Below are 25001 nucleotides of genomic sequence, written 5' to 3' on the forward strand. Positions count from 1 at the left end.
CCGCCCACCCGCACCACCCACGCACCACCAGCACCACCGAAGGGAACCCCATGCGCATCGGCATCGACGTCGGCGGCACGAACACGGACGCGGTCCTCATGGACGGCAGCACGGTCGCCGCGGCGGTGAAGCGCTCGACGAGCGCGGACGTCACGTCCGGCATCGTCGCCGCGCTCGCCGGCCTGCAGGAGCAGCGGGCGTTCACGTCCGAGGACATCGACGGCGTGATGATCGGCACGACGCACTTCATCAACGCCCTCGTCGAGGCGCGGGGACTGGCCCCGACCGCGGCGGTCCGGCTCGGGCTGCCGGCCACCGCGTCGTTGCCGCCGTTCACGGACTGGCCCGAGCACCTGGTCGGCGCGGTCGGCGCACGACCGTTCCTGGCGCACGGCGGCCACGAGTTCGACGGTCGGACGATCTCCGAGCTCGACCCGGACGAGCTCCGGCGGCACGCGGCGGCGATCGGTGCCGCCGGGATCCGGTCGGTGGCGATCTCGTCGGTGTTCTCGCCGATCAACGACGAGTTCGAGCAGCGCGCGCAGGAGATCATGGCCGCCGAGCTCGGTCCGGACGTGGCGTTCTCGCTGTCGAGCGAGATCGGCCGCATCGGACTGCTCGAGCGCGAGAACGCCACGATCATCAACGCCGCCCTGCGCGAACTCGCCGAGCGCATCGTCGACGGCCTCGCCGCGTCGGTGACCGGCAGCGGCATCGACGCCCCGCTGTTCCTCAGCCAGAACGACGGCACCCTGATGGACGTCGAGTACGCCCGTCGCTACCCGGTGGCGACCTTCGCGTCCGGCCCGACGAACTCCATGCGCGGCGCCGCGGTGCTGTCCGGGTTCGACACGTGCGCGGTCGTCGACGTCGGTGGGACGACGAGCGACGTCGGGGTCCTGACCGCGGGGTTCCCGCGCGAGGCCACGGGCGAGGTCGCGGTCGCGGGGGTCCGGACGAACTTCCGCATGCCGGACGTCCTGTCCATCGGCATCGGCGGCGGGTCCCGCATCCGCGAGGACGGCGCCCTCGTCGGCCCGGACTCGGTCGGCTACCGGCTCGCCGAGGAGGCGCTCGTGTTCGGCGGGACGACCCTGACCGCGACGGACGTCGCCGTCCGTGGCGGCCGTGGCGTGATCGGTGACGCCTCGCTCGTCGCCGGGGTGTCCGACGCCGTGGCGCAGCGCGCGCTCGGGGTGATCGCCGCCCGCGTCGCCGACGTCGTGGAGCGGATGCGGACCTCCTCGGCGCCCCTGCCGGTCGTCGCGGTCGGTGGCGGCTCGGTGCTGCTGCCGGACGAGCTCGAGGGCCTCGGCGTGGTGCACCGGCCCGAGCACTTCTCGGTCGCGAACGCGATCGGCGCCGCGATCGCACAGGTGAGCGGCGAGATCGACAAGGTCTACGCGATCAGCGAGGGCAAGCGGGCGAGTGTCGTCGACGACGCCCGTCAGGAGGCCGTGGACCGGGCGATCGCGGCCGGCGCGGACCCGTCCACGGTCGACATCGTCGACTTCGACGAGGTCCCGATCCCGTACCTGCCGGGCAACGCGACACGGATCCGCGCCAAGGCCGTCGGCGACCTCGCACTCGGGGCGCTCGTCCGATGAGCGCGATCGACACCACGCCCGTCGCTCCGCTCACCGTGATCGGCGAGGACTGCTCGGCGCTCGCCCGCGGCGCCGCGATCCTCGGCACGGGCGGTGGTGGTGACCCCTACATCGGCCGCCTGCTCGCGGAGGCCGCGGTCCGGCAGCACGGGCCGGTCCCGGTGGTGCAGATCGAGGACCTGCCCGACGACGCGGTCGTGCTCGCCGTCGCGATGATCGGCGCGCCGACGGTCATGGTCGAGAAGCTGCCGTCCGCCACGCAGTTCGCCGAGGCGGTGCGCAGCCTCGCCGCCTACCGCGGCGTGACGCCCACGCACCTGGCCTGCATCGAGGTCGGCGGGGTGAACTCGACGACGCCGATCGTCGCCGCCGCGGAGCTCGGTCTCCCCCTCGTCGACGGCGACGGCATGGGTCGTGCGTTCCCCGAGGTCCAGATGGTCCTGCCGACGCTGTCGGGCATCAGCGCGACGCCGATGTCCCTGTCCGACGAGAAGGGCAACACCGCGGTGTTCGACACGATCGACAACCGCTGGGCGGAACGGCTGGCCCGCACCGCCACGGTCGAGATGGGCTGCTCGGCGATCACGTCGCAGTACGCGATGTCCGGCGCGGAGATGAAGGAGTCGTACGTCCGCGGCAGCCTGTCGCTGTGCGTCCGGCTCGGCGAGGCCCTCGTCGACGCGCGTGCCGCGAACGAGGACCCGGTCGCCGCGGTCGCCGACGTCCTCGGCGGCCAGGTCGTGTTCGCCGGCAAGGTCACCGACGTCGAGCGGAAGACCGTCACCGGGTTCGCGCGCGGCACGGCCCACATCGCCGGGATGGCCGACGACACCGGACGGGAGGCCGTGCTCCGGTTCCAGAACGAGCACCTGTTCGTCGAGGTGGACGGCCGCGCTCGCGCCACGACACCGGACCTCGTCATCACGCTCGACGCCGAGACGGGGGAGCCGATCACGACCGAGGGGCTCCGCTTCGGCGCCCGGGTCCGCATCGTCACCGCGCCGGCGGACCCCCGATGGCACAGCCCCGCAGCGCTCGAACTCGCCGGTCCGCGGTACTTCGGGTACGACCTCGACGCGGTGCGCTTCGACGGCACGACGAGCCCGGGGGTGCGCGCGTGAGCTGGCTGCTCGGCATCGAGGACCTCCCCGACCTCGCCCGCGGCGCCGCGCTCCTCGGCACGGGCGGCGGCGGGGACCCGACCATCGGGATGCTGCTCGTCCGCGCCGCGATGCAGGAGCACGGCCCGGTCACGATCCTCGACCCGGACGAGCTCGACGACGACGCGTTCGTGATCCCCACCGCGCAGATGGGCGCCCCGACGGTCGTGCTCGAACGGATCCCGGCCGGCCCGGAGCCCCTCGGCGCCCTGCGGCGACTCGAGGCGCACCTGGGACGCACCGCGACCGCCACGATGCCCATCGAGTGCGGGGGCATCAACTCGATGATCCCCCTCCTCGTCGGCGCGACCGGGGGCCTCCCGGTCGTCGACGCCGACGGCATGGGGCGCGCGTTCCCCGAGCTCCAGATGGAGACGTTCTCGGTGTACGGCGTGCCCGGATCGCCGCTCGCGATCAGCGACGAGCGCGGCCACGGTGTCGTGATCGAGACCGGGCACGACAACCGGCAGATGGAGTGGCTCGCGCGCGGCGTCACGATCCGGCTCGGCGGCGTCGCCTACATCGCCGAGTACGCCATGACCGGCAGGCAGGTGCGCGACACCGCGGTCCCGCGGACCCTGTCGCTCGCGCTCGCCGTCGGCCGCGCCGTCCGGCACGCACGGGAGGCCCACCGCGACCCCGTCGCGGAACTCGCCGCCGCGTTCTCCCGCACCATCTACACGCACCTGCGCGAGCTGCACGAGGGCAAGGTCGTCGACGTCGAGCGGCGCACGGTCGAGGGGTTCGCGCGTGGACGGGCGACGATCAGCGGCGCGGCCGGCGACGTCGAGATCGTGTTCCAGAACGAGAACCTCGTCGCCCGTCGCGGTGACGAGCTCCTCGCCGTCGTCCCCGATCTCATCTGCGTGCTCGACGCCGAGACCGCGGAACCGATCACCACCGAACGGCTCCGGTACGGGCAGCGGGTCCGCGTCGTCGGCGTGTCGACGCCCGCGCTCATGCGCACGCCCGAGGCGCTCGCCGTGTTCGGGCCGGCCTGCTTCGGGCTCGACGACGCGTTCACGCCCGTCGAGGTGCTCCATCCACAGGGGGCCGTCGGGGACGTGCGTCCACCGATGTGCTCGGCGGCGGGGGCGGACGCGGTGCCCGATGGGAGCATGGAGCCATGGACGGAGGCGACGGGCACGGTCAGCGCGTGACGCGCCTCCAGGCCGGCGACGTGCCCGCGTTCGGGCGTGGTGCCGCCCTGCTCGGCTGCGGTGGCGGCGGTCGCGTCGACCACACCGTCAGCGCCATCCGGCGCGTCGGCCCCGGCTTCGGGGTCCCCGTGTTGTCGCTGGACGACCCCCGACTCGAACGGGTCGCGGCGGTGGGCCTCGTCGGCTCGACGACCGTGCTCGAGGAGAAGATGCCGAGCGGCCGCGAGCTCCCGGACGCGCTCGCCGCCGTCGAACGCTGGACGGGCGACCGTGCCGACGCGGTCCTCCCGGCCCAGATCGGCGGCGTGACCGGGCCGGCGGCCGCGCTCACCGCGCACCTGGTGGGGCGGCCGCTCGTCGACGCCGACCTCGTCGGCCGGGCGACCCCCCGCCTCGACCAGCTCACGTTGTTCGCCGCCGGAGCACTGCCGGTCACCGCGGCCGCAGCCACGAGCAGCGGCCTCCGGATCGTCGTCGACGCGCCGAGTCCCGGCGACCTCGAGACCGTCTGGCGTGAGGCCGTGTCCCACAGCGGTGGCTGGGCCGCGTTCGCGATCGGGCCGGTGCCCATCGCCGCGCTGCGTGCACGAGCCGTTGCGGGGAGCGTCACGCGTGCCCTGCGGACGGGGCGGGCGCTCGCCGCTGTCGCGGACCCCGAGGCCCTGGCGCGGGCGGTCGGCGGGCGGGTCGTCGCCCTCGGCCGCGTCGTCGACGTCGACCGCGCGGGTGACGCCATGGCGTTCGTGCACAGCACCACCGCGATCGTGGACACCCGCACGGGTGCGGTCGCCCGGATCGAGGCCGGGAGCGAGTACGTGCACTGCCTGGTCGACGGCGAGCCCGTCGCGAGCACCCCGAGCCTCATCGTCGTGGTCGACGCCCGGTCGCTCGACCCCGTCGCGGCGGATCGCATCCGCACCGGGGACGAACTCGCGGTGCTCGTCCTGCCCGGCGCCGACTGGTGGTGGGCCGATCCCGTGCGACTCGGCCGCGTCGCGCCCCGGGCCTACGGGGTGGACGCCGACGTCGTGCCCGAACCGGTGGGCGTGCGGTGATCCCGCTCCGCGAACTGCTGGCGATGCTGTCGACCGCCACGTCCGAGGTCCGGCTCCTCGCGGGGCCGGACGACCCCGGTGTCGCGCGGGTGCTCGGACTCGTCGGAGCGGTGGACGTCGTCGGTCGCGAGCTCTCCGGCACGGCTGGCGGTGACGGGTGCGCCGTGGTGCTCCTGACACCGGTCGCCCGGTTCGACGCGCGGTTCGACGTCCTCCTGCGGCGCGCCGCAGGCGTCGGGGTCCGCACGCTCGTCGTCCGGCCGGACCCCGCCGCCGTCCCGGACTCCGCCCCGATGCCCGGCCCGGGGACCCGTGCGCTCGCCGACCGCCTCGGTGTGGCCGTGCTCGCCACGGACGACGCGTGGTCCACCTCCGTCCGCCTGCACGAACTCGTCGGCACGGGAGAGGCCCCGGCAGCCCGTGCCGCGGTGGCCGTCGCGCGGATCGGGCTCGAGGCCGGACCCGACCTCGACGACCTGTTCCGGCAGCTCGACCGCCAGCTCGGCGCACCCGTGCGCTTCCTCGACGCCGCCGGCCGGCCGCTCCGCGGACCCGGGATCGGCGCCGGGGCCGTGCGGATGCTCGCCCGCGCCGCCGGCGGCAGCGACCCCATCACGGTCACGGACGGCGACGAGACCCTCGTGCTCGTCCCCGTCGGGACGGGCATCGGCGCGCGGGCATGGCTCGGCGTCGGGCTCACCGCGCCGGTCCGAGCCGAGCGCACCACGATGGCCGCGGCGCTCCGGGTGGCCGCGGTCGCCGTCGGACACCGGCTCGTGCTCACCCGGCTCGACGACGAACGCGACGCCCGCTACCGCACCGCGATGCTCGACGAGCTCCGCGCGGCGGACGGCAGCCCGGAGCCGGGCCTCGTGCAGCGGACGCTCGCGGCGGGGTGGCAGCTCGACGCCTGGCACGTCGGCATCCGTGTGGTCACCCGGCACCCCGTCGACCAGGTCGCCCTCCGCGGCGAGGTCGAGGTCGCCATGGCGGCCGCCGGGCTCGAGGTCGACGTCGTCGAACAAGGTGATGGATGGGCGCTCTGGACGTCGGACCTCGACGAGCCGGACCACCTGCGGATCGGTGCCGTCGCCACCGCCGTCCGCCGTGCGCAGGCGGCGCTCCGCCCCGGGCTCGACACCGCCGTCGGCGTCGGTAGCGTGCAAGCGGGGCTCGTCGGGCTCGTCCGGACCCTCGGCGAGGCGACCGACGCCGCCCGGCTCGCCGGTGGCCGGCCGGAGTCGGGGCACTTCGTCCACGTGGACCGACTCGGCCTCGCGCAGCTCCTGCTCGCGTGGACGGAGACCGACACGTTCCTCCCGGCCGCGGAGCAGTTGCTGGCACCGCTCGAGCGCGGCGGCGGCGCACTCCGGGTCACCCTCGCCGCCTACCTCGACGCGGAGTCGTCGCTCGCCGAGACCGCCGCCGTGCTCGGCGTGCACCGCAACACCGTCGCCGACCGCATCGCACGCGTCGAGCGGCTGCTGGCGGTCGACCTCGCCGATCCCGAGACCCGGCTGGCGCTGCACCTGGCGACCCGCGTTCGGCGGGAGTGACCGCCGGGGGCCCAGGACGCGCGGCTGCTGGTGCTCCTCCACGTGCAGCGGTCGATGCACGCGCTGGTGGGAGACGCCGAGGACGACGCTGACGTCGCGGATGGTCATCCCGTCGGGCGTGCCGCGTAGCGTGATCTCCATGCGCCCACTCGTCGAGACCGTCGACGTCGAAGGGTGTGTCCTCCGGCTCCGCACCCTGGCCCCCGCCGGCCGTGCTCGGGACACCCTGGCGCCGACGATCGTCCTGGTGCACGGGATCGGCATGTCGCACCGGTCGTTCAAGCGCGTGCAGCGGGTGCTCTCGCGCTCGTACCGGACGATCGCGGTCGACCTGCCCGGCTTCGCCGACTCCCCGTCTCCCGATCGCCGACTCGAGATCGAGGACCTCGCCCGACTCGTCATCACCGCGCTCCGTGCCTGCGACGTCGAGCAGTGTCTGGCGATCGGGCAGTCGATGGGCACGCAGGTCGTCGTCGGGATGGCACTCCAGGACCCGGGCTTCGTGACGTCGGTGGGGCTCATCGGTCCGGTGATCGACGACCGGCGGCGGACGCTCCTGCAGCAGGCGTTCTCGCTCGCGGTCGACGGCATCCGCGAGCGGCCGGCGATGAACGCGACGCTCCTCACCGACTACCTCCGGAGCATGCCGACGTACCTGCGGGAGCTCCGGGTGATGATGCGGTACCCGACGCTGCGGTCGGTCGCTGCGCTCGAGGTCCCCGTGCTCGTGATGCGCGGCACCGAGGACCCGGTCGCCCGCCGCGGCTGGGCCGCCCGTGTCGCCGGGGTCGCACGAGAAGCCGCGTTCATCGAGCTGCCCGGACCGCACCACGTGCAGGACGCCCACCCCGGTGCCGTCGCCGCGATCGTCGACGAGTTCATCCGCGTCCAGACCGTGGGGCAGCTCCGGTGACGGGCGCGACCGGGTGGCGGGACCGGGAGGCGCGGAGCACGCCCGACCCACCTCCCCGCCTGGCCGTGCACCTGCGCAACGCGCGATGGTTCCTCCTCGACTGGTGGTACGCGGCGGTGTGGCAGCTGCGGAGCCTCGGGCCGACGACGGCCGACGACTACCGGAGCGGTGACCGCCAGCCGATCGTCGTGGTGCCGGGCGTGTACGAGACGTGGCACTTCATGCGGCCCCTCATGGACGCACTGCACGATCACGGGCACCCGGTGTTCGTCGTGACGGCGTTGCGGCACAACCGGCAGTCGGTGCGCGCCGGTGCCCGACTCGTGATGGACCAGATCCGCGCCGAGGACCTCCACGACGTGCTCCTCGTCACCCACAGCAAGGGCGGACTGATCGGCAAGTACGCGATGACCCTGCTGGACGGCGGTGGTCGCGTCGACCGGATGGTCGCCGTGTCGGCCCCGTTCGGCGGCTCGTCGTACGCACGGTTCGCGCCGAACACGACGCTCCGGGCGTTCTCGGTGCACGACCCGACCCTGGCCGCGCTCCTCGCGGACGTGCACGCGAACGGCCGGATCACCTCGGTCTACGGCGTCTTCGACACGATGATCCCCGAGGGCAGCGCCCTCGTCGGGGCGAAGAACGAGCGCTTGCCCGTCGGCGGGCACTTCCGGATCCTCAGTGATCCGCGCACCTACCGGGCCGTGCTCGACGCGGTCGACCCGGCGGTGTCCTCGGAGCCGCAGTGACCTGGCCGCAGGTGCTCCCGATCGGCGATCGGTCCTCGCGATGACGGCGCGGTGACCGGCCGATCATCCGCAGAGCGCGGGCAGTACGGAGTCTGGCCGAACAGTGCGCGTACGGAATTGCCGAACCCTGCACAGCACCGTGATGATGAGCGGACGATGGAAGGAACCGCCCGTATCACCCGGGAGCGCAGGGTCGCGACGAGCCAGGACGTCGAGCAGGCGCGGGTGTTGTTGCAGACCACGCACCACGCCGTCGGCTGGGACGTCCAGGCTGACGCCGACGGCCGGCCGTTCGGTTTCCGACACACCGTCACCGGGACCGGACTGCTGTCGCTCGCGTCCACCCGGCTGACCGGGATGGTGTCGGGTGAACTCGAGACGTCGGCCGACGAGTACGTCGTCGCGTGGCTCAAGGAGGGCAGCGGCTCCATCGCGGGCCTCGACGTGTCCGAGGGCGAACCCGTCCTCTACCCGACCGGGTCGTTCCCCTTCCGCTACGACGGCTTCGACAAGGACCTGCTCCACGTGGATCGGTCGATCGTCGAGGAGGTCGCGGCGGAACGCGGGGGCTGGGCTCCGGGACCGCTCGGGTTCGACCACGACCACATCCCCACGGGCGACGCCCGCTCGGCGTGGTGGGCCATGGTGCGGCAGGTCGCGGTGACGCTCATCAGCGGTCCCGCGACCGTGACGCTCGACGCGGAGCGCGCGCTGGCGCGGACGGCTGCGGAGGGCCTCCTGGCCGCGTTCCCGCACTGGCCGGTCGTGCCGGCGACGGACCCCGACGGGGTCGGGACGGCCGCGGAAGCCCGGATCGCTGCCGCCGAGCGCTTCATCCGCGAGCACGCCACGAGCCCGATCGGCATCACCGATGTCGCCGCCGCGGCCGGGATGAGCATGCGCGGGCTGCAGGAGGCGTTCAACCGGACGCACGGGATGACGCCCACCACGTACCTCCGTCGCGTTCGGCTCAGCATGGTGCGGGACCGGTTGCTCGCGGCCGACCACCGCACGGACACCGTCGCCGAGATCGCGGGGGCGCACGGATTCGGCCACAAGGGACGCTTCGCCGCGGCCTACGCCGCCGAGTTCGGCGAGGCCCCGAACACGACGCTGCGCCGCGACGGCTGACCCGACGCGGCGCACGGCGGCGTAACACGTCGGGCGGATTCGGAGTTGACTCAGGTGCTGATCACCGCTACGGCGAACCCGCCGTGGCGTAGCGGACTAACGCAACACCAGGAGGACCTCTTGATCGGTCTCATCATCAGCTTGATCATCATCGGCCTGATCGCCGGTGCGCTCGCCCGCCTCATCATCCCCGGCCGGCAGTCCATGGGCATCATCGCGACCATCGTGCTCGGCATCATCGGCTCGTTCGTGGGTGGGTTCCTCGGGTTCCTCATCTTCCAGCACGACCCGATGGACGGCTTCTTCCAGCCTGCCGGGATCATCGGGTCGATCATCGGCGCGGTCATCGTGCTGTTCATCTACACGCGGTTCGCGGGGCGCGGGGCTGCTCGCCGCTGACCACCGGTCTCCGGGCTCCCGGTCCTCTGGAGCCTCGAAATCGCAGAACATGCCGCTCACGTGTGAACGTGAGCGGCATGTTCTGCGATCTGGCCGGTGCTTTCGGCACGGTGGCCGGGGCCGGCCCCGGCCGGGGCCGGCCGGGACCGGTCAGGCCTGGGTGACCTCGACCTCCAGGACCGCCCACGACAGCGGCGGCAGGGTGGTGCGGAGCGCGCCGTCCTGGACCGACGCCTGCAGCGATGTGAGGCCGACGGCGTCCTGCGCCGCCTCGGTGTTCGCGGTGAAGCGGTCCCCGCCCTCGGGGATCGTCAGGACCTCGGCACGCGTGACCTGACCGGCCGTGAAGCCGCGGAGGGCCACGGTGACGTCCGACGCCTCCTCGAGACCGCGGTTGGCGACGAACACCGCGACGCGGCCGCGGTCGGCGTCGTACGTGACGCTCGCGTCGACGACGTCGGCGTCCCCGTACTGGGACGAGGCGAACCGGTCGCTCCGGACGACGGTGCGGAGGATGTCACCGCGGGCGAGTTCCGCGGTGCGGGCGAACGGCCAGTAGATGGTCTGACGCCACGCGGGACCGTTCTCCTCGCTGCGGATCGGCGCGATCACGTTGACCAGCTGGGCCTGGTTCGCGATCGTGACGCGGTCGCCGTGGCGGAGGAGCGAGTTGAGGAAGGTACCGACGACCACCGCGTCGGTGACGTTGTACTGGTCCTCGATGAGCCGCGGGTGCTCGCGCCACTGGGCCTTGCCGACGACGTGCGGCTGGTCCTCGGTCTCGAGCCCGCGCTGGTACCAGACGTTCCACTCGTCGAACGAGACGTTGACGACCTTGGAGGACTGGCGCTTCGCCTTCACGGCGTCGGCCGTGGCCACGACGGACTCGATGAAGTAGTCCATGTCGTTCGCGCTCGCGAGGAACGACAGCGCGTCGCCGTCGTGCTCCTGGTAGTACGCGTGCATCGAGATGTAGTCGACCTCGTCGTAGGCGTGCGACAGGACCGTGTGCTCCCAGGACCCGAAGGTCGGCATGTGCGAGTTCGACGAGCCGACCGCGACGAGTTCGATCGTCGGGTCGACGAGCTTCATCGCCTTGCCGGCCTCCTGCGCCAGGCGGCCGTACTCGTCGGCGGTCTTGTGGCCGATCTGCCAGGGGCCGTCGAGCTCGTTGCCGAGGTTCCACACGCGGATGTCGAACGGCTCCTCGGCTCCGTTGGCGCGACGCTTGTCCGACCACTCCGTGCCGCCCGGGTGGTTCGCGTACTCGACGATGGCACGGGCCTCCTCGACGCCGCGGGTGCCGAGGTTGATGGCCTCCATGACCTCGACCCCCGCCTCCTTGGCCCAGGCGGCGAACTCGTGCAGACCGAAGGCGTTGGTCTCGACCGTGTGCCAGGCGCCGTCGAGCCGGCGGGGACGCTGCTCGACGGGGCCGACCCCGTCCTCCCAGCGGTAGCCGGAGACGAAGTTGCCGCCCGGGTAGCGGACGATCGAGACGCCCATCTCGCGGGTGAGGTCGAGCACGTCACGGCGGAACCCGTGTTCGTCGGCGTTCGGGTGGCCGGGCTCGTAGATCCCGGTGTAGACGCATCGGCCCATGTGCTCGACGAACGAGCCGAACAGTCGGCGCGGAACGGGACCGACGATGAACTCGCGGTCGACGGTGATGGTTGCGGTGGACATGCGCGATGTGGTCCTCACGTCGTCGTGTGGTGGTGGTCGCTCCCGTTTTACATCGTTGTAACTCGCCTCCACAAGCCGCCGTCGGCGCGTCGTGCCGACGGCGGTGAGCGTTGGGGCTCCGCGCTGGGCCGCGCGTCCCGCCCGGCCGGCCCGCTCATCCGGGGGGTGTCAGCCCCGGCGCGGGGCGACGCTCGCACGCTCGACGATGTGGTGCGGCACGACCTGCACGATCCGCGGCGCGTCCGGGTCCTCGATCCGGCGTTCGAGCGCGGTCAGGGCGGCCTCGGCGATCGCACGCTTGTCGAACGAGACGGTGGTCAGCGACGGCACCGCGAACGAGGCCTCCTCGATGTCGTCGAACCCGACCACCGAGACGTCCTCGGGCACGCGGACGCCACGGTCGGCGAGGACGTGGAGCACACCGAGCGCCATGGAGTCCGTGAAGCAGAACACGGCATCCGGCGACCCGTGCTGGTCGAGGAACCGGGACATCGCTGCGGCGGCGGCCGAGGTCGACCACGATCCGACGGCGATCGACAGGGTCGGGTCCTCGGGCAGGCCGGCCTCGCGGAGCGCCGCGCGGTGCCCCTCGTGTCGGGTCTCGCTCGAGGCGGTGCGGAAGGAGTCGTCCGAGGTGCCGAGCAGCACGATCCGTCGATGCCCGGTGGCGATGAGCAGACGGCCGACGTCGCGGCCGGCCGCGAAGCTGTCCACGTGGACCTGGTCCACGTCCTGCGGCTCCACCTCGCCGATCACCACGGTCGGCGGCAGACCCCGCCCGTTCGCCACGACACTCTCGCCGAGGGTGACCGGATTGAGCACGAGGCCGTCGACCAGGTGGGCCCGCGCCCGCGAGATGAGGTCGATCTCGCGCGCGGGGTCCGACCCGGTCTGGTCGATCTGGACCGCCCACCCGTGCCCGCGCGCCAGCTCGACGAACGCACGGGCGAGCTCGGCCGAGTACGACGTCCCGAGGTCGGGCAGTGCGAGCGCGATCGTGCCGGACCGGCCGTTGCGCAACCCCCGCGCCGACAGGTTCGGGACGTAGTCGAGCTCGGCGAGGGCCGCCTCCACCCGTTGCCGGGTGTCGGGGCGCACCGGAACGCCGCCGTTGATCACGTTGGACACCGTCTTTGGCGACACCCCGGCGAGGGCGGCCACGTCCCGCACCGTCGGACGCATCGCCGTCGAGCCTATCGCCCGCGGGGACCCGGAACGGCGCCCGCGTGAGCGGGGCTCAGACCCGGGCCGTCCGTTCTCTGAGCGGTCGACCAGCTCCCGTGACCCCGCCCGGTCCTCCACACGGGGGACGTGCCCCGCACTGGGGGTCTCGATGCAGGTGAATGGAACCGGCGGCGTCAGTACCTTGGGAGGACTCGGAACCCCGGTATCAGCCGCTGCGACCGAGCCGACCCGAACCCCCTGATCCGACAGGACCGCCGCCGTGTTCGCTGCCGCGACCGCGCGCCATCGCGCGCGCCCGAAGACCGCCCGCCGCCTCGCCGTGCTCGGCGTCGCACTCATGCTCGGCGGTGTGTCCGTCGGGCTCGCCACGACCGCGGCGGAGGCGGCGACCACGACCGCGACGACGCAGTACGCGCAGGAGGCGTTCACGGGCCCCTCGATCGCGGACTCGGGTTCCTTCATGAAGCCGACCCTGCCCGGTGGGACGAACATCGCCTGTCTCACGGCGGGGACGGACACGTCGCAGACCCCGGTCCCGGGCTGCGCCACCACGGCCGTCGACAGCAGCAACGGCGCGCTCCGCCTGACGGACGCGACGGGGACGAAGGTCGGCGGCGTGGGAGCCAAGGGCGCCGTCCCGATCGCCCAGGGCCTCGACGTGACGTTCGACTCCTACCAGTACGGCGGCAACGGCGCGGACGGCATCGCGTTCTACCTCGCTGCCACCGACCCCTACGCGCCGAAGCCGCCGACCCAGACCGGTCCGACGGGTGGATCGCTCGGCTACAGCGCGAACCACGACTACGGCTCGACGGCGAGCGGCCTGCCCTACGGGTACCTCGGGCTCGGACTGGACGCGTACGGCAACTACAAGACCACGACGTACAGCGGGACGAACTGCACCACCGGTGTCGCCTCGAACACCACGAACGGCAAGGCGAACGTCACTGTCCGCGGCCCCGGCAACGGGACGGTCGGCTACTGCTACATGGCGAGCTCCCAGCCCTCGGGTGCCCTGACCAAGGCCACGGTGTCCAGCCGGACGGACGCGGACGTGCCCGTCGAGATCGTCGTGAACACCTCGACGGCGACGGTGATGTCGAAGGGGATGACGGGTGCGAACGGCACCTCGGTCCTGCCGAGGACCGCCGTCCCCGCGGGCAACTGGGCGATCGTGTACGACTCGATCGGCGCCACCGCTGGGCCGCAGACCCTCATGGGCACCCTGCCGAACGTGACCACCTCCGGTGCCACGTTCCCCGCCAGCTGGATCGATCCGTCGACCGGGTACCCGTACAAGCTCACCTACGGGTGGGTCGGGTCGACCGGCGGCTCCTACGACGTCCACGAGGTGAACCAGTTCACCGCGACCTCGCTCACGGGCGCGGTGCCGCAGCTCGCGGCCACGGCGTCCGTGTCGGACCCCTCGCCACAGCGCGGCGACAGCGACACCTACACCGTCACGCCGGCCGTCGCCTCGAGCGGCGGTGCCGAGCAGGGCCTCGTCAAGGTCACCACCCGGTTCGACGCGGGTGCGACGCCGAACGCGGCGGGTGGTTCGGACGGCACCTGGAGCTGCGCGACGGACCCGTCCGACTCCAGCGGTCAGACCGTCGCGTGCACGGACTCCTCGGCCGCCGGCACGCAGCCCGGCACCGCCCTCCCCGCGATCCACATCCCGTACACCGTGAGCGGCGCCGTCGGCACGACCGCCACGGTCACCTCGACCGTCGCGTCGACCGACGCCCTCACCACCGCGTCCGCCCACGCGACCGCGACGGTCGCGCACGTCCCGACGGCCCTCCAGGTCTCGGCCTCGCCGGCCTCCATCACGGCCGGGGGTGCCACGACGGTGACGGCCGCCGTCACCACGACCGGCAGCCCGAGCAGCACGATCACGGCCGCGACCGGCACCGTGACGTTCACGCAGGGCGGCACGACCGTGTGCAGGGCGGTCCCCGTCGCGAACGGCACCGCGTCGTGCTCCGTCGTCGAGAGCGCCGCCGGTCCGCACGTCGTGACCGCGACCTACTCGGGCGACACCACACGCTCCGGGTCCACGGGCACGGCGTCCGTCGACGTCGCGCTCCGCTCCTCGGCGTTCACCGTCGGCGCCTCACCGGCTCAGACCACGCGCGTCGGCGTCGAGCCGACCTACAGCGCGACCGGGCTGCCCTCGGGTGCGACCGGAACCGTGACGTTCCTCGTCGACGGCACCGCCGCCTGCACCGCCGACGCGAGTACCACGACGCCCTCGTGCACGCAGCCCACCACGCTGGCGCTCGGCGACCACGTCGTGACCGCGCGGTACTCCGGCGACGGCGCGACCGCCGCCTCCACGGCCACGAACACCGCGACCGTGCACGTCGGCCAGGCAGCCACGAGCTCGGCCACGACCGTCGACGGTCACACCACCGCGACCACGACGTACGGTGACGTCCCCACCTTCGGCGTGACGGGCCTCCCGTCCGACGCCGCGGGCACCGTGTCGTTCCGCGACGCGTCCGCGGACACCGGGTCCGCCGACGCGCCCGCGCTGTGCCAGGTGACGTTGCCCGACACGTCCTGCACGCCGACGAGCACGCTCGACGCCGGTGCGCACCACATCGTCGCGACCTACGCCGGCACGACCGACGGTGACTACGCCGGCGGCACGTCCTCCGTCGCGACGCTCACGGTCGACCGGGTGCCGGCCGTCCCGATGGCCACCACCGTGAGCGACCCGACCCCGACCTTCGGCGACGAGCTCACCCTGTCGGCGACGGGCACACCCGCTGCAGCCAGCGGCACCATCGCGTTCACCGACGAGAGCGGCGCCCCGCTGTGCACCGTGCACCTGCCCGCGACCTCGTGCACCACGACCGCGCTGGCCGCCGGGGACCACACGGTCAGCGCGAGCTGGGACGGCGACACCGACCACGTGGGCGGTTCGAGCGACCCGGTCGCCGTGCACGTGGCGAAGGCCACCGCCGCCATCGGCGTGACGGCCGACGGCCACACGAGCGACGCCGACACCGTGACCTACGGGACGAGCGCGCGCCTGACCGCCACGGGCCTCCCGAGCGGCGCCGCCAGCGACAGCGTCATCCGGTTCGCGACGACCGGTGGCACCGTGCTCGGCACGGCCACGGCCGGGAGGCCCAGCATCGACACCGACGCCGCCCTCACCGCCGGCAGGTACCAGGTCATCGCGCACTGGGTCGGCGACGACGACCACGAGGCCGTCGACAGCCCGGTCGTGACGCTCGTCGTCCAGCGCGCCACCACGGCGATCGGGGCGACCATCGACGGCGGCAGCACGAGTTCCGTGGACTACGGCGACACGGCCGCGCTCGCCGTGACGGACCTGCCCGCCGGTGCGTCGGGCACCGTCACGTGGGCGACGAGCGACGGGCTGGCGCTCGGCTCGGCGGACGTGCGCGACGGCGCAGCTGCCACCACGGTCACACCGTCGACCCTGCACAAGGGCAGCTACGCGATCACCGCGACGTACACGGGCGACACCGACCACGTCGGCAGCACGAGCCCGGCGGTCCAGCTCGTCGTCGCCGCGAGGTCGAGCAGCATCACCGCGAGCGTCAGCGACGACCATCCCGTCCACGGCACGCCGGTCACCCTGACCGTCGCCGGCATCGCTCCGGGTGCCACCGGGACCGTGACGTTCACCGACGACGACCACCAGGTCCTCTGCTCCGTGCAGCTCCCAGCGCTCTCGTGCACGACCTCGGCCGCGCTGGGCGCCGGGACCCACACGGTGACGACGACGTTCGTCCCGGGCGACGACGACCACGCGCCCGCCACGGCGACGCAGACCCTGACGATCACGGTCGCCAAGGCGCCCACGGCCGTCGCCGTCGTGCCGGCCAGTGGTGGCACGGGCGCCGGGGGTGGGAGCGGCAGCGGGACCGGGAGCGGCAGCGGGAGCGGCCCGGGTGGCGGCGGCGCGGGCGGCGGCAGCGGCGCTGGCCTCGGCACGATCGACACCACCTACGGCACCGGCGTGGTGTTGACCCCGACCGGGCTGCCCGCCGGCGCCACGGGCACGGTCACGTTCACCGACGACGCCGGCACGACCCTCTGCACCGTGCAACTCGGGCGCGCGACGAGCTGCACCACGGTCACCGACCTGCCGACCGGCACACACCAGGTGACGCCCGTCTACTCGGGTGACGCCGATCACGACGGCTCGACCGGCACGCCCATCACCATGCACGTGGCGCGGGCCGCGACCGCGGTCACGGTGCACGCTGCAGCGTCGAGCACCACGTGGGGCGACACGGTCACCCTGACGATCGGTGGCCTGCCCGCGCACGCCACCGGCACGGTCACCCTGCGCGTCGGCCACCGGGTGCTCTGCACGCTGACGCTCCCGCACACCACGTGCTCGACCGCGGGCATCGTGCCCGGCTCGGACACGGTCGCGGCGGCGTACACGGGCGACGACTCGTACGGACCCTCGTCGGCGACGACGGCGATCGTCGTGACGGCGATCCACACGGTCGAGCCGATCGTGGTCCCGTCGAAGGCGAGTGGGTCCTTCACGGCCACCTGGAAGCCGATCCCCGGTGCCACGGCCTACCGGATCGTCGTCTCCGCGAGCGGCGACCTCGCCCACGCGGTCGCGTCGCGCACCCTCGGTGCCGGTGCCACGACTGCCGTGTTCACCGGCCTCGACCCCGACACGACGTACTCGTACCGGGTCGAGGCGCTGAACCCCGACGGCGTCGTGCTCGGCATCCACGACGCGGTCGCCCGGACAGCGGTCGCCGCGGTCGTGTCCGTCGGGCAGCTCGCGTTCACCGGGTCGGACATCGCGGTCGGCATGGTCGGCCTCGGCGCGCTGCTCCTCGTGCTCGCCGGCGCCCTGCTCGTCACCGCGAACCGGCTCCGGGAGCGGCGGCCGGGCCCGACGCGGCGGAGCGGTACGGTCTGAGCCCTGCGTCCCCGGCGGTCGGGTCTCCCCGTCGCCGGGGCGCGTGCCGACGACGAGTGCGCGGTCGGACGACCGCGCACTCGTCGTCCGTGCGCGCGCGTTCCCGCGTGTTCGTTCTCGGGCGTCGCTACCGGGAGGCGCGGTGCGCGTAGGTCACGTAGGGCACCGCGATCACGTCACCGGAGAGCGCGGGGTCACCGTCCAGGAGGTGCTCGATCCGATCGAGCAAGGCCTGGCGCTCCACCGCCTCGAGCGTGCTCACGTAGCTGCGGGACGCCACCATCGCCAGGAACTCCTCCCGGCTCTGCTCGTGCACCCAGCGGACCTCGTGCCGCTCGTGCCTGGCGAACGGCGGCGCGAACGCCGGGTGCTCGACGCCCATCACGCGCTCACCGGGCTGGTGCATGAGGGCGCTCATGCGCGCGACCCACGGCACGGTCTCGTCCCGGAGGTTCCAGACGAGCCCGAGCGTGCCGTCCGGCCGGAGCACCCGGCCTATCTCCCGCGACGCCGCGACCGGGTCCATCCAGTGCCACGCCTGGGCCACGACCACGGCGTCGGCCCAGTCGTCCTCCAGCGGGATCGCCTCGCCCGTGCCCTCGAGCACCGGTACGTCCGGGAGCACCCGCGCGAGTGCAGTACGCATACCGGGATCGGGCTCGACCGCGAGGACCTCGGCGGCGAGCGTCGTCAGCACCCTCGTCGCCTTGCCGGTCCCGGCACCGAGGTCGACCACGCGCGACGCGCCAGGCGGCAGCACCCAGGCGATCGCTTCGGCGGGGTAGCCGGGACGCCCCCGTTCGTACACGTCGGCGACGGCGCCGAAGGACAAGGCGTTCCGGTCATGGTGCTCGTCGTGCTGCATGCCGACAGCCTCGCACGTGGTCGCGCGACCGGAGCGGCCGGTCGGACGCCCTGAACCACCGCCCGCTCGGTCGCCCCGGTCGCCCCGGTCGTGCTCGCACGCTTCGAGGCGGACGCGTCCGCGCTCAGTCGAGGACCGGTTGACCCACCGCGATGCGCCGAGCGTCGTCACGCAGCCGACGGAACTCGGCGATCGCCTCGTCGTCGGAGATGACGGCTGCCTCGAACCGGTCGCCGACGGCCAGCAGTCGGAGGCGCTCCCGCGCCGCCTGCGCGGGATCCATGCTGGACGCGTCGTCGATCGCCTCGTTCGCCTCGAGGCGCGCGAGCAGTGTGGCGCGGTTCCAGCGGTGCAGTGCGAAGGCCATCTCGGTTCCGTTCCCCGTAGCGGAGCTCGACAACGTCCGCGCACGGACGCCGCCCGACCACCGGGCGTGCTCATCACGCTAGACCGACTGGACGGCCGGACAGTCGCTCGGCGGCGAAGACTCGGTGACCGCACGGCCCGACGTAACACCCCCGAAAGACGCGGACACATGCCGGAAAAAGCGGGGGTCGTGGCGGCGCTCCGACGGGGGGCACGGGTCCCCAGAACGGCCGACACGGCAGGTCGCCCGGCACGCCGATCGGGGTTCAGACCGACGCGAGCACCTTCGCGATCCGCTGCAGGCTCACCGTCTCGGCGGGCCGGAGCTCTTGGGCGAACAGGGAGATCCGGAACTCCTCGAGCATCCACCGTGCGTGCACGAGCTCGGCGGGCGCACCGGGCTGCGGCGGGAAGGTCCCCCCGGCCTCGAGGTACCGGGTCGTGGCGGTCTCGACGTCCCGCAACCAGGCACGGTCCCGGCCGGGGTTCTGCTGGAGCTTCGCCACCCGGGCCTCGACACCCTGCAGGTACACGCGGAGTCGACGCAGCCGGTCGATGCCCGTCGCCGCGACGAAGCCCGGGAACACGAGCCGTTCCATCTGCTGCCGCATGTCCGTGAGCGCCGGGAGCAGGGCCATCGACGTGGCGGCCTTCAACGCGCGCTCGGCACCACGCCACGCCGTGAGGACGGCCGCGACCTCGGACACCGCTCCGAACATGGTGTCCACCACGGTCGCCGACACGGCGTCCCGGGTCGCCTCGAACTCCGCACGCGTGAACACCAGCCCGTCCGGGTGCCGTCGCCGCACGCCGGCGTCCACCACCGCCGCGAGGACGTCGTCGAAGAGCGCCGTCGTCGACGGGTACGGACTCGTCGCGAGGGCGAGCTTCTCCTGCGCGGTCAGGTGCGACTGGATGTAGCTCACCGGACTCGGCACGGCGAGCATGACGAGTCGACGGACCCCCGCTGGCATCTGCACCGCCCGGTCGGCTGCCGTCGCGAGCAGCCGGACCGCCACCGACTTCCCCTCGTCGACCAGTGCCGGGTACGCGCGGATCGTGCCGCCGGCCTGGCGAGTGTCCAGCACCTGGGGCAGGTCGGCCTCGGGCCAGGTGGTGAGTCCGGAGCGCTCCGCGGTCCCGGGGACCGGAGCCGCGCCTCCCGATCGGGAGGGACGGCTCGCCGCCCGCGCGACGCTCGCCTGCGTCCGCTCCTTGAGCTGCTCCTGCAGCGTCCCGAGCGCCTTGCCGGACCCGACGCGGCGGCCGCGCTCGTCGACGACCGTGTACGTGGGCAGGAGGTGCGGTGGCACGCGCTCCATGTCGAAGTCGGCCTCGGTCACCGGCACGTGCACCATGCGCTGGATCGCCGCGGCGAGCGTCGAGCGGAACGACTCGGTCGGCTCGGCCGGCGCGTCGTCCGGCAGCACCGCCACGAGCTTCTCCGCCCAGTCGGCCGCGGGCACCACGTTCTTGCGGATCTGCTTCGGGAGCGCCCGGATGAGCGCCGTCACGAGTTCCTTCCGCAGCCCCGGCACCTGCCAGTCGAAGCCGTCCTCGCGCATGCGGGGGAGCAGCGGCAGGGGCACCTGCACGGACACGCCGTCGTCCTCGGCGCCCGGCTCGAACCGGTAGCGGAGCGCCAGACGCTGGTCGCCCTGTCGCCACTGCGTCGGGTACTCGGACTCGTCCTGCGCAGCCTCGGCGGCGGACTCGTCGAGCAGGTCCTCTCGGCGCATCGTCAGCAGGTCCGGGCGGTCCCGGCGCTCTCGGCGCCACCAGCCCTCGAACCCCCGGGTGGTCGCGACATCGGCGGGTATCCGGGCGTCGTAGAAGTCGAACACGCGCTCGTCGTCGAGCAGGATGTCGCGGCGGCGGGTGCGCTCCTCGAGCTGCTCGAGTTCCTTCCGGAGCCTGCGGTTCGCCCGGTCGAACGCCTGCGGGGAGTCCCACTCGCCCTCGACCAGGGCATGCCGGATGAACAGCTCGCGTGCGTGCACCGGGTCGATGCGGGCGTACTGCACGCGCCGTCGCGCGACGATCGGCACGCCGAACAGCGTCACGCGCTCGTAGGCCACGACGGCGCCCTGTTTCTTCTCCCAGTGGGGTTCCCCGTAGGTGCGCTTGAGGAGGTCCCCGGCGAGCGGTTCCGCCCAGGCCGGGTCGATCCTCCCGACCGTGCGCGCGAAGAGGCGACTCGTCTCGACGAGTTCGGCGGCCATCACCGCATCCGGCTGCTTCTTCGCCAGCACGCTCCCGGGGAACAGGACGAAGCGGGTGTTGCGCGAACCGAGGTAGTCGCGTTTCTCGCGGTCCCGCAACCCGATCTGACTGAGCAGGCCCGACAGCAGCGCGCGGTGGACGGCGTCCGGGTCGTCCTTGCGTTCCGTCCCGACGTGCACCCCGACCTGCTTGGCGGCCCGTGACAACTGCCGGTACAGGTCCTGCCACTCGCGGATCCGCAGGTAGTTGAGGAACTCGGAGCGGACCTCGCGGCGGAACGCACTCGAGCTGAGCTCCGTCTGCCGGTCCTCGATGTGGTTCCAGAGCGTCAGGAGGGTCAGGAAGTCACTCGTCGGATCGGAGAACCGTGCATGCAGCTGGTCGGCACGGGCCCGCTGCTCGAGCGGGCGTTCCCTCGGGTCCTGGATGCTCAGGGAGGCGACGATCGCGATGACCTCGCGGCCGACGCCCTGCCGGCCCGCCTCGAGCACCATGCGTCCGAGGCGGGGGTCGATCGGCAACCGGGTCAGCTGCTGGCCCGTGCGGGTGATCGCGCCCTGCTTGTCCACGGCCTGGAGCTCGCGGAGCAGGTCGAGGCCGTCCTTGACGCCCCGCGAGTCCGGGGGTTGCAGGAACGGGAACGCGCCGATGTCGCCGAAGCCGAGCGAGATCATCTGCAGGATCACCGCGGCCAGGTTCGTGCGGAGGATCTCGGGGTCCGTGTACTCGGGGCGGCGGGCGAAGTCGTCCTCGGAGTAGAGGCGGATCGCGATGCCCGGGCTCGTGCGGCCGGACCGGCCCGACCGCTGGTTCGCGCTCGCCTGCGAGATCGCCTCGATCGGCAGCCGCTGCACCTTCGCACGTGGGGAGTACCGCGAGATGCGCGCGGTGCCGGTGTCCACGACGTATCGGATCCCGGGCACGGTCAAGCTCGTCTCGGCGACGTTCGTCGCGAGCACCACGCGCCTGCGGACGCCCGGCGTGCTGCTCCGCTGGAACACGCGATGTTGGTCCGCCGCGGACAGCCGCCCGTACAGCGGCAGGACCTCGGTGCCCGGGTACCGCTTGCCCTCGATGGCGTCCTGGGCGTCGCGGATCTCGTTCTCGCCGGACAGGAACACGAGCACGTCGCCGGGTTCCTCGCGCGCCAGTTCCTCGAGCGCGTCCGTGATGCCCTGCAGGAAGTCGCGGTCGTCGGGGGAGCCGACGCGGGTACTCCGCCCGGCGTCACCGGTGCGTGCGTCGTCCTCGTCGAGATCGGCGTCCACGTCGGCGTCGGCGTCGGTGCCGTCCTCGGCGACGAGGGGCCGGTAGCGGATCTCGACCGGGAACGTCCGGCCCGAGACCTCGATGATCGGTGCCCCGTCGAAGTGCCGGGAAAACGACGCGGGGTCGATCGTCGCGCTCGTGATGATCACCTTGAGGTCGGGGCGCCGCGGCAACAGCCGCTTCAGGTACCCGAGCAGGAAGTCGATCGTCAACGACCGCTCGTGCGCCTCGTCGATGATGATCGTGTCGTAGCGCTGGAGGTCGCGGTCGTGGTGGATCTCGTTGAGCAGGATCCCGTCGGTCATGAGCTTGACCCGGGTGTTCGCCGAGACCTTGTCGGTGAACCGCACCTGGTACCCGACGAGGTCGCCGAGGTCGCTCCCGAGCTCCTCGGCCACGCGCTCCGCGATGGTCCGCGCCGCGATCCGCCGTGGCTGGGTGTGTCCGATGTGCTCGCGTCCGAGTTCGAGGCAGATCTTCGGCAGCTGCGTCGTCTTGCCGGACCCGGTCGCGCCGGCGACGATGACGACCTGGTGGTCGCGGATCGCGGCGGCGATGTCGTCGCGCCGCTGCGACACGGGCAGGTCCGGCGGGTACGAGATCGCGATCGGGGTGGTCGGCATGAGCCCTCCAGTCTACGTCGCGTGGCTCCACCCGGGGGCCCGCGGGGTCGTGGCGGCCTGCGGTGGCCGGGGAGCGGTCCGGTCAGGCGGACAGGCTCGCTGCGAGTGCGTCGATCGTCCGCGCCGGTAACGCGCAGACCATGTCGTGACACACGTAGGCCGCGGGGGCGAGCGCATCGCGGTCGACGAACAGCTCGAAGCCCGCAGCGGCGAAGGCGCGGGCCTGCTCGGGTGTCACCACCGCGACGAGCGTGCCGGGACGTCGCTCGGCCACGCCGCGACGGGCCATCGGGTCGTCGGGGTGCTCGACCACCACGACGACCTCGCGACTCGGTCGAGCGAGCTCGAGCGCGAGCCCGAGAGCATCGGCGTGGCCGAGGGGTTGCCGCAGTCCGTCGTTCGCCCGGCCGGCGACCAGCTGAGCGGCGATGGAGCGGTACCGGGAGTCGCCGGTCAACTCCGCGAGGCGGGCAGCCGCACCCGCGAGTCCCATCGAGCCGCTCCGCAGCGCCGTCTGGGGTTGCTCGCCGGCATCGGTGCCTGCGGCCGCGAGGACCGGATCCGCACCCACCACCACCCGAGCCCGGCCCGTGTCGTCGAGCGTGACGGCATCGTCGACGATGGTCCGCGCCGCCGTCGCGTACCGGGCCTCTCCGCTGGCGAGCGCGAGCTCGGCCAGCCCCTCGGCGAACAGCCCGATGTCCTCGAGTGCGGGCCCCGCGGCGGAGGGTCCCCGGGGCGTCGAGGACCGGATGACGACCGCACCGTCGCGGACGTGTGTCGCGAGGAGACGGTCAGCGGCGCTGCGAGCGTCCTCGATCATGGTGGGATCAGCGAGCGCCGCCCCGGCGATCGCGAGGGCACGGATGGCGAGTCCGTTCCAGCCGGTGAGCACGTGGTCGTCGAGCGGCGGCGGGTCGAGCCGAGCGCGACCCGCGGCGTCCTCGCGGTACCACGCACCCTCGACGCGTCGGCCGTCGATGGTGCTCTCGCTGTCCTGCGCCGCGACGAACACACCGTCCGCCGTCCGCAGCACGGCGTGCAGGAACCGGGCGATGCCGCGCGCGAGCTCCGGCGCGATGCCGTCGGGGCGATGTCGGGCGAGGGCACCAGCGGTCGCGAGCAGCCCCGCGTTGTCGTACAGCATCCGCTCGTAGTGCGGCACGCTCCAGTCACGCCGGGTGGCGTAGCGGAAGACGCCGCCGTCGAGGGGGTCGAGGAGGTCGGACCCGGCGATCGCGGTCAGGGTTCGTTCCGCCAGGTCGAGCGCCTGCGCGTCGCCGTCGGCACCGGCATCGACGAGGAACTCGAGCAACGGCGCGTTCGGGAACTTCGGGGCCGACCCGAAGCCACCGAACTCCCGGTCCTCGGCCTCCGCCAGTCGGTCCACGACCGCGTGCACCGCCGACGGATCCGGGAGGGCCGTGGCGGGGCCGCCCCGAGCCTCCGAGCCGGCGTCGTCCGCGCCGCCACCCGCCTGTGACTGTGCGGTGATGGCGGCGGCGATGCCGTCGGCGTTCTGGTCGACCTCGTCCCGCCGGTCCGTCCAGGCCTCGCGCACCGCGCCGAGCACCTGCCGGAACGAGGGGTGCCCCTGCACGGGTTCGGGCGGGAAGTAGGTGCCCGCGTAGAACACCCGGCCCCCCGGTGTCATGAAGACGCTGAGCGGCCAGCCGAGGTTCTGGGTGAACGCGCTCGCGCCGATCATGGCGCTGGAGTCGACGTCCGGGCGTTCTTCGCGGTCGACCTTGACCGACACGAAGTCCCGACGGAGTTCGTCGGCGATCGCCGGGTCGGAGAACGACTCACGGGCCATGACGTGGCACCAGTGACAGGTGGCGTAGCCGATCGACACGAACACGGGGACGTCGCGCTCCGCGGCCTCGGCGAACGCCTCCGTGCCCCACTCCCGCCAGTCCACGGGGTTGTCGGCATGGGCTCGCAGGTAGGGACTGACGGCGGTGCCGAGACGGTTGTCGCTCATGGGCCCAGCCTTGCACCGAGGCCGCGCGCGTGGTCCCAGGCCGTCCCGGCTGTGGAGAGTGCCCGCTTCCGGTTGACGTTGTGGACGTCACGCAGGGAATCGAGGAGGGCTGCCCCCGGTGCCCCGTCCGATCCTCG

At 73.0% G+C, this 25001-nt stretch carries 16 protein-coding genes; 10 read left to right on the forward strand and 6 right to left on the reverse strand.

Going from position 1 to position 25001, the window contains the following annotated elements:
- Positions 1-50 precede the first annotated feature (50 nt).
- The 9 genes from DEI81_RS12995 to DEI81_RS13035 all read left to right on the forward strand — a co-directional run bounded on the left by DEI81_RS12995 (position 51) and on the right by DEI81_RS13035 (position 9730).
- Positions 51-1607, forward strand: coding sequence for a hydantoinase/oxoprolinase N-terminal domain-containing protein (locus DEI81_RS12995; RefSeq protein WP_111011153.1), 1557 nt, complete (start codon positions 51-53; stop codon positions 1605-1607).
- Entirely contained in the window at positions 1604-2728 is a 1125-nt protein-coding gene (locus DEI81_RS13000; RefSeq protein WP_111011154.1) for a DUF917 domain-containing protein, read from the forward strand. Before DEI81_RS12995 ends, DEI81_RS13000 begins: the two co-directional genes overlap by 4 nt.
- On the forward strand, positions 2725-3927 hold the full coding sequence (locus DEI81_RS13005; RefSeq protein WP_111011155.1) for a DUF917 domain-containing protein: 1203 nt from the start codon (positions 2725-2727) through the stop codon (positions 3925-3927). The genes DEI81_RS13000 and DEI81_RS13005 overlap by 4 nt, the downstream gene beginning before the upstream one ends.
- Positions 3894-4982 carry a DUF917 domain-containing protein gene (locus DEI81_RS13010; protein WP_111011156.1) on the forward strand — a complete coding sequence of 363 codons (1089 nt, stop codon included), beginning with the start codon at positions 3894-3896 and terminating at the stop codon, positions 4980-4982. Before DEI81_RS13005 ends, DEI81_RS13010 begins: the two co-directional genes overlap by 34 nt.
- Complete coding sequence (locus DEI81_RS13015) at positions 4979-6538, forward strand: CdaR family transcriptional regulator (RefSeq protein ID WP_258368723.1); 1560 nt, start codon at positions 4979-4981, stop codon at positions 6536-6538. Before DEI81_RS13010 ends, DEI81_RS13015 begins: the two co-directional genes overlap by 4 nt.
- A 139-nt stretch (positions 6539-6677) precedes the next feature.
- Complete coding sequence (locus DEI81_RS13020) at positions 6678-7451, forward strand: alpha/beta fold hydrolase (RefSeq protein ID WP_181435422.1); 774 nt, start codon at positions 6678-6680, stop codon at positions 7449-7451.
- Positions 7448-8200 (forward strand): triacylglycerol lipase, encoded by a 753-nt coding sequence (locus tag DEI81_RS13025; protein ID WP_258368724.1) that lies wholly within the window; start codon positions 7448-7450, stop codon positions 8198-8200. Before DEI81_RS13020 ends, DEI81_RS13025 begins: the two co-directional genes overlap by 4 nt.
- Before the next feature lie 156 nt (positions 8201-8356).
- Entirely contained in the window at positions 8357-9331 is a 975-nt protein-coding gene (locus tag DEI81_RS13030; RefSeq protein WP_111011158.1) for a helix-turn-helix domain-containing protein, read from the forward strand.
- Positions 9332-9451: 120 nt separating this feature from the next.
- A complete protein-coding gene (locus tag DEI81_RS13035; RefSeq protein WP_111011159.1) occupies positions 9452-9730 on the forward strand; it encodes a GlsB/YeaQ/YmgE family stress response membrane protein in 279 nt (92 codons plus the stop codon).
- Between the two features lie 150 nt (positions 9731-9880).
- Here DEI81_RS13035 and DEI81_RS13040 read toward each other — a convergent pair whose 3' ends face one another.
- Positions 9881-11416, reverse strand: coding sequence for an alpha-N-arabinofuranosidase (locus tag DEI81_RS13040; protein ID WP_111011160.1), 1536 nt, complete (start codon positions 11414-11416; stop codon positions 9881-9883).
- Between the two features lie 168 nt (positions 11417-11584).
- The gene (locus DEI81_RS13045; RefSeq protein ID WP_111011161.1) at positions 11585-12598 is read right to left on the reverse strand and encodes a LacI family DNA-binding transcriptional regulator; all 1014 of its coding nucleotides are present in this window, start codon (positions 12596-12598) and stop codon (positions 11585-11587) included.
- A gap of 262 nt (positions 12599-12860) precedes the next feature.
- On the opposite strand from DEI81_RS13045, the gene DEI81_RS13050 reads away from it, so the two are divergent.
- Positions 12861-17534 (forward strand): Ig-like domain repeat protein, encoded by a 4674-nt coding sequence (locus tag DEI81_RS13050; protein ID WP_111011162.1) that lies wholly within the window; start codon positions 12861-12863, stop codon positions 17532-17534.
- Positions 17535-17661: 127 nt separating this feature from the next.
- On the opposite strand, the gene DEI81_RS13055 is transcribed toward DEI81_RS13050, so the two are convergent.
- The 4 genes from DEI81_RS13055 to DEI81_RS13070 form a co-directional block, all read right to left on the reverse strand.
- Positions 17662-18399, reverse strand: coding sequence for a class I SAM-dependent methyltransferase (locus DEI81_RS13055; protein WP_111011201.1), 738 nt, complete (start codon positions 18397-18399; stop codon positions 17662-17664).
- Between the two features lie 124 nt (positions 18400-18523).
- Entirely contained in the window at positions 18524-18766 is a 243-nt protein-coding gene (locus DEI81_RS13060) for a hypothetical protein (RefSeq protein WP_111011163.1), read from the reverse strand.
- A gap of 265 nt (positions 18767-19031) precedes the next feature.
- Positions 19032-22880: an ATP-dependent RNA helicase HrpA gene (gene hrpA, locus DEI81_RS13065; protein ID WP_111011164.1), complete on the reverse strand. Its 3849-nt coding sequence runs from the start codon at positions 22878-22880 to the stop codon at positions 19032-19034.
- Between the two features lie 82 nt (positions 22881-22962).
- Entirely contained in the window at positions 22963-24864 is a 1902-nt protein-coding gene (locus DEI81_RS13070; RefSeq protein ID WP_111011165.1) for a thioredoxin domain-containing protein, read from the reverse strand.
- Positions 24865-25001 lie beyond the last annotated feature (137 nt).

Origin of the sequence: Curtobacterium sp. MCBD17_013, from assembly GCF_003234565.1 — a bacterium.
Lineage (GTDB): Bacteria > Actinomycetota > Actinomycetes > Actinomycetales > Microbacteriaceae > Curtobacterium.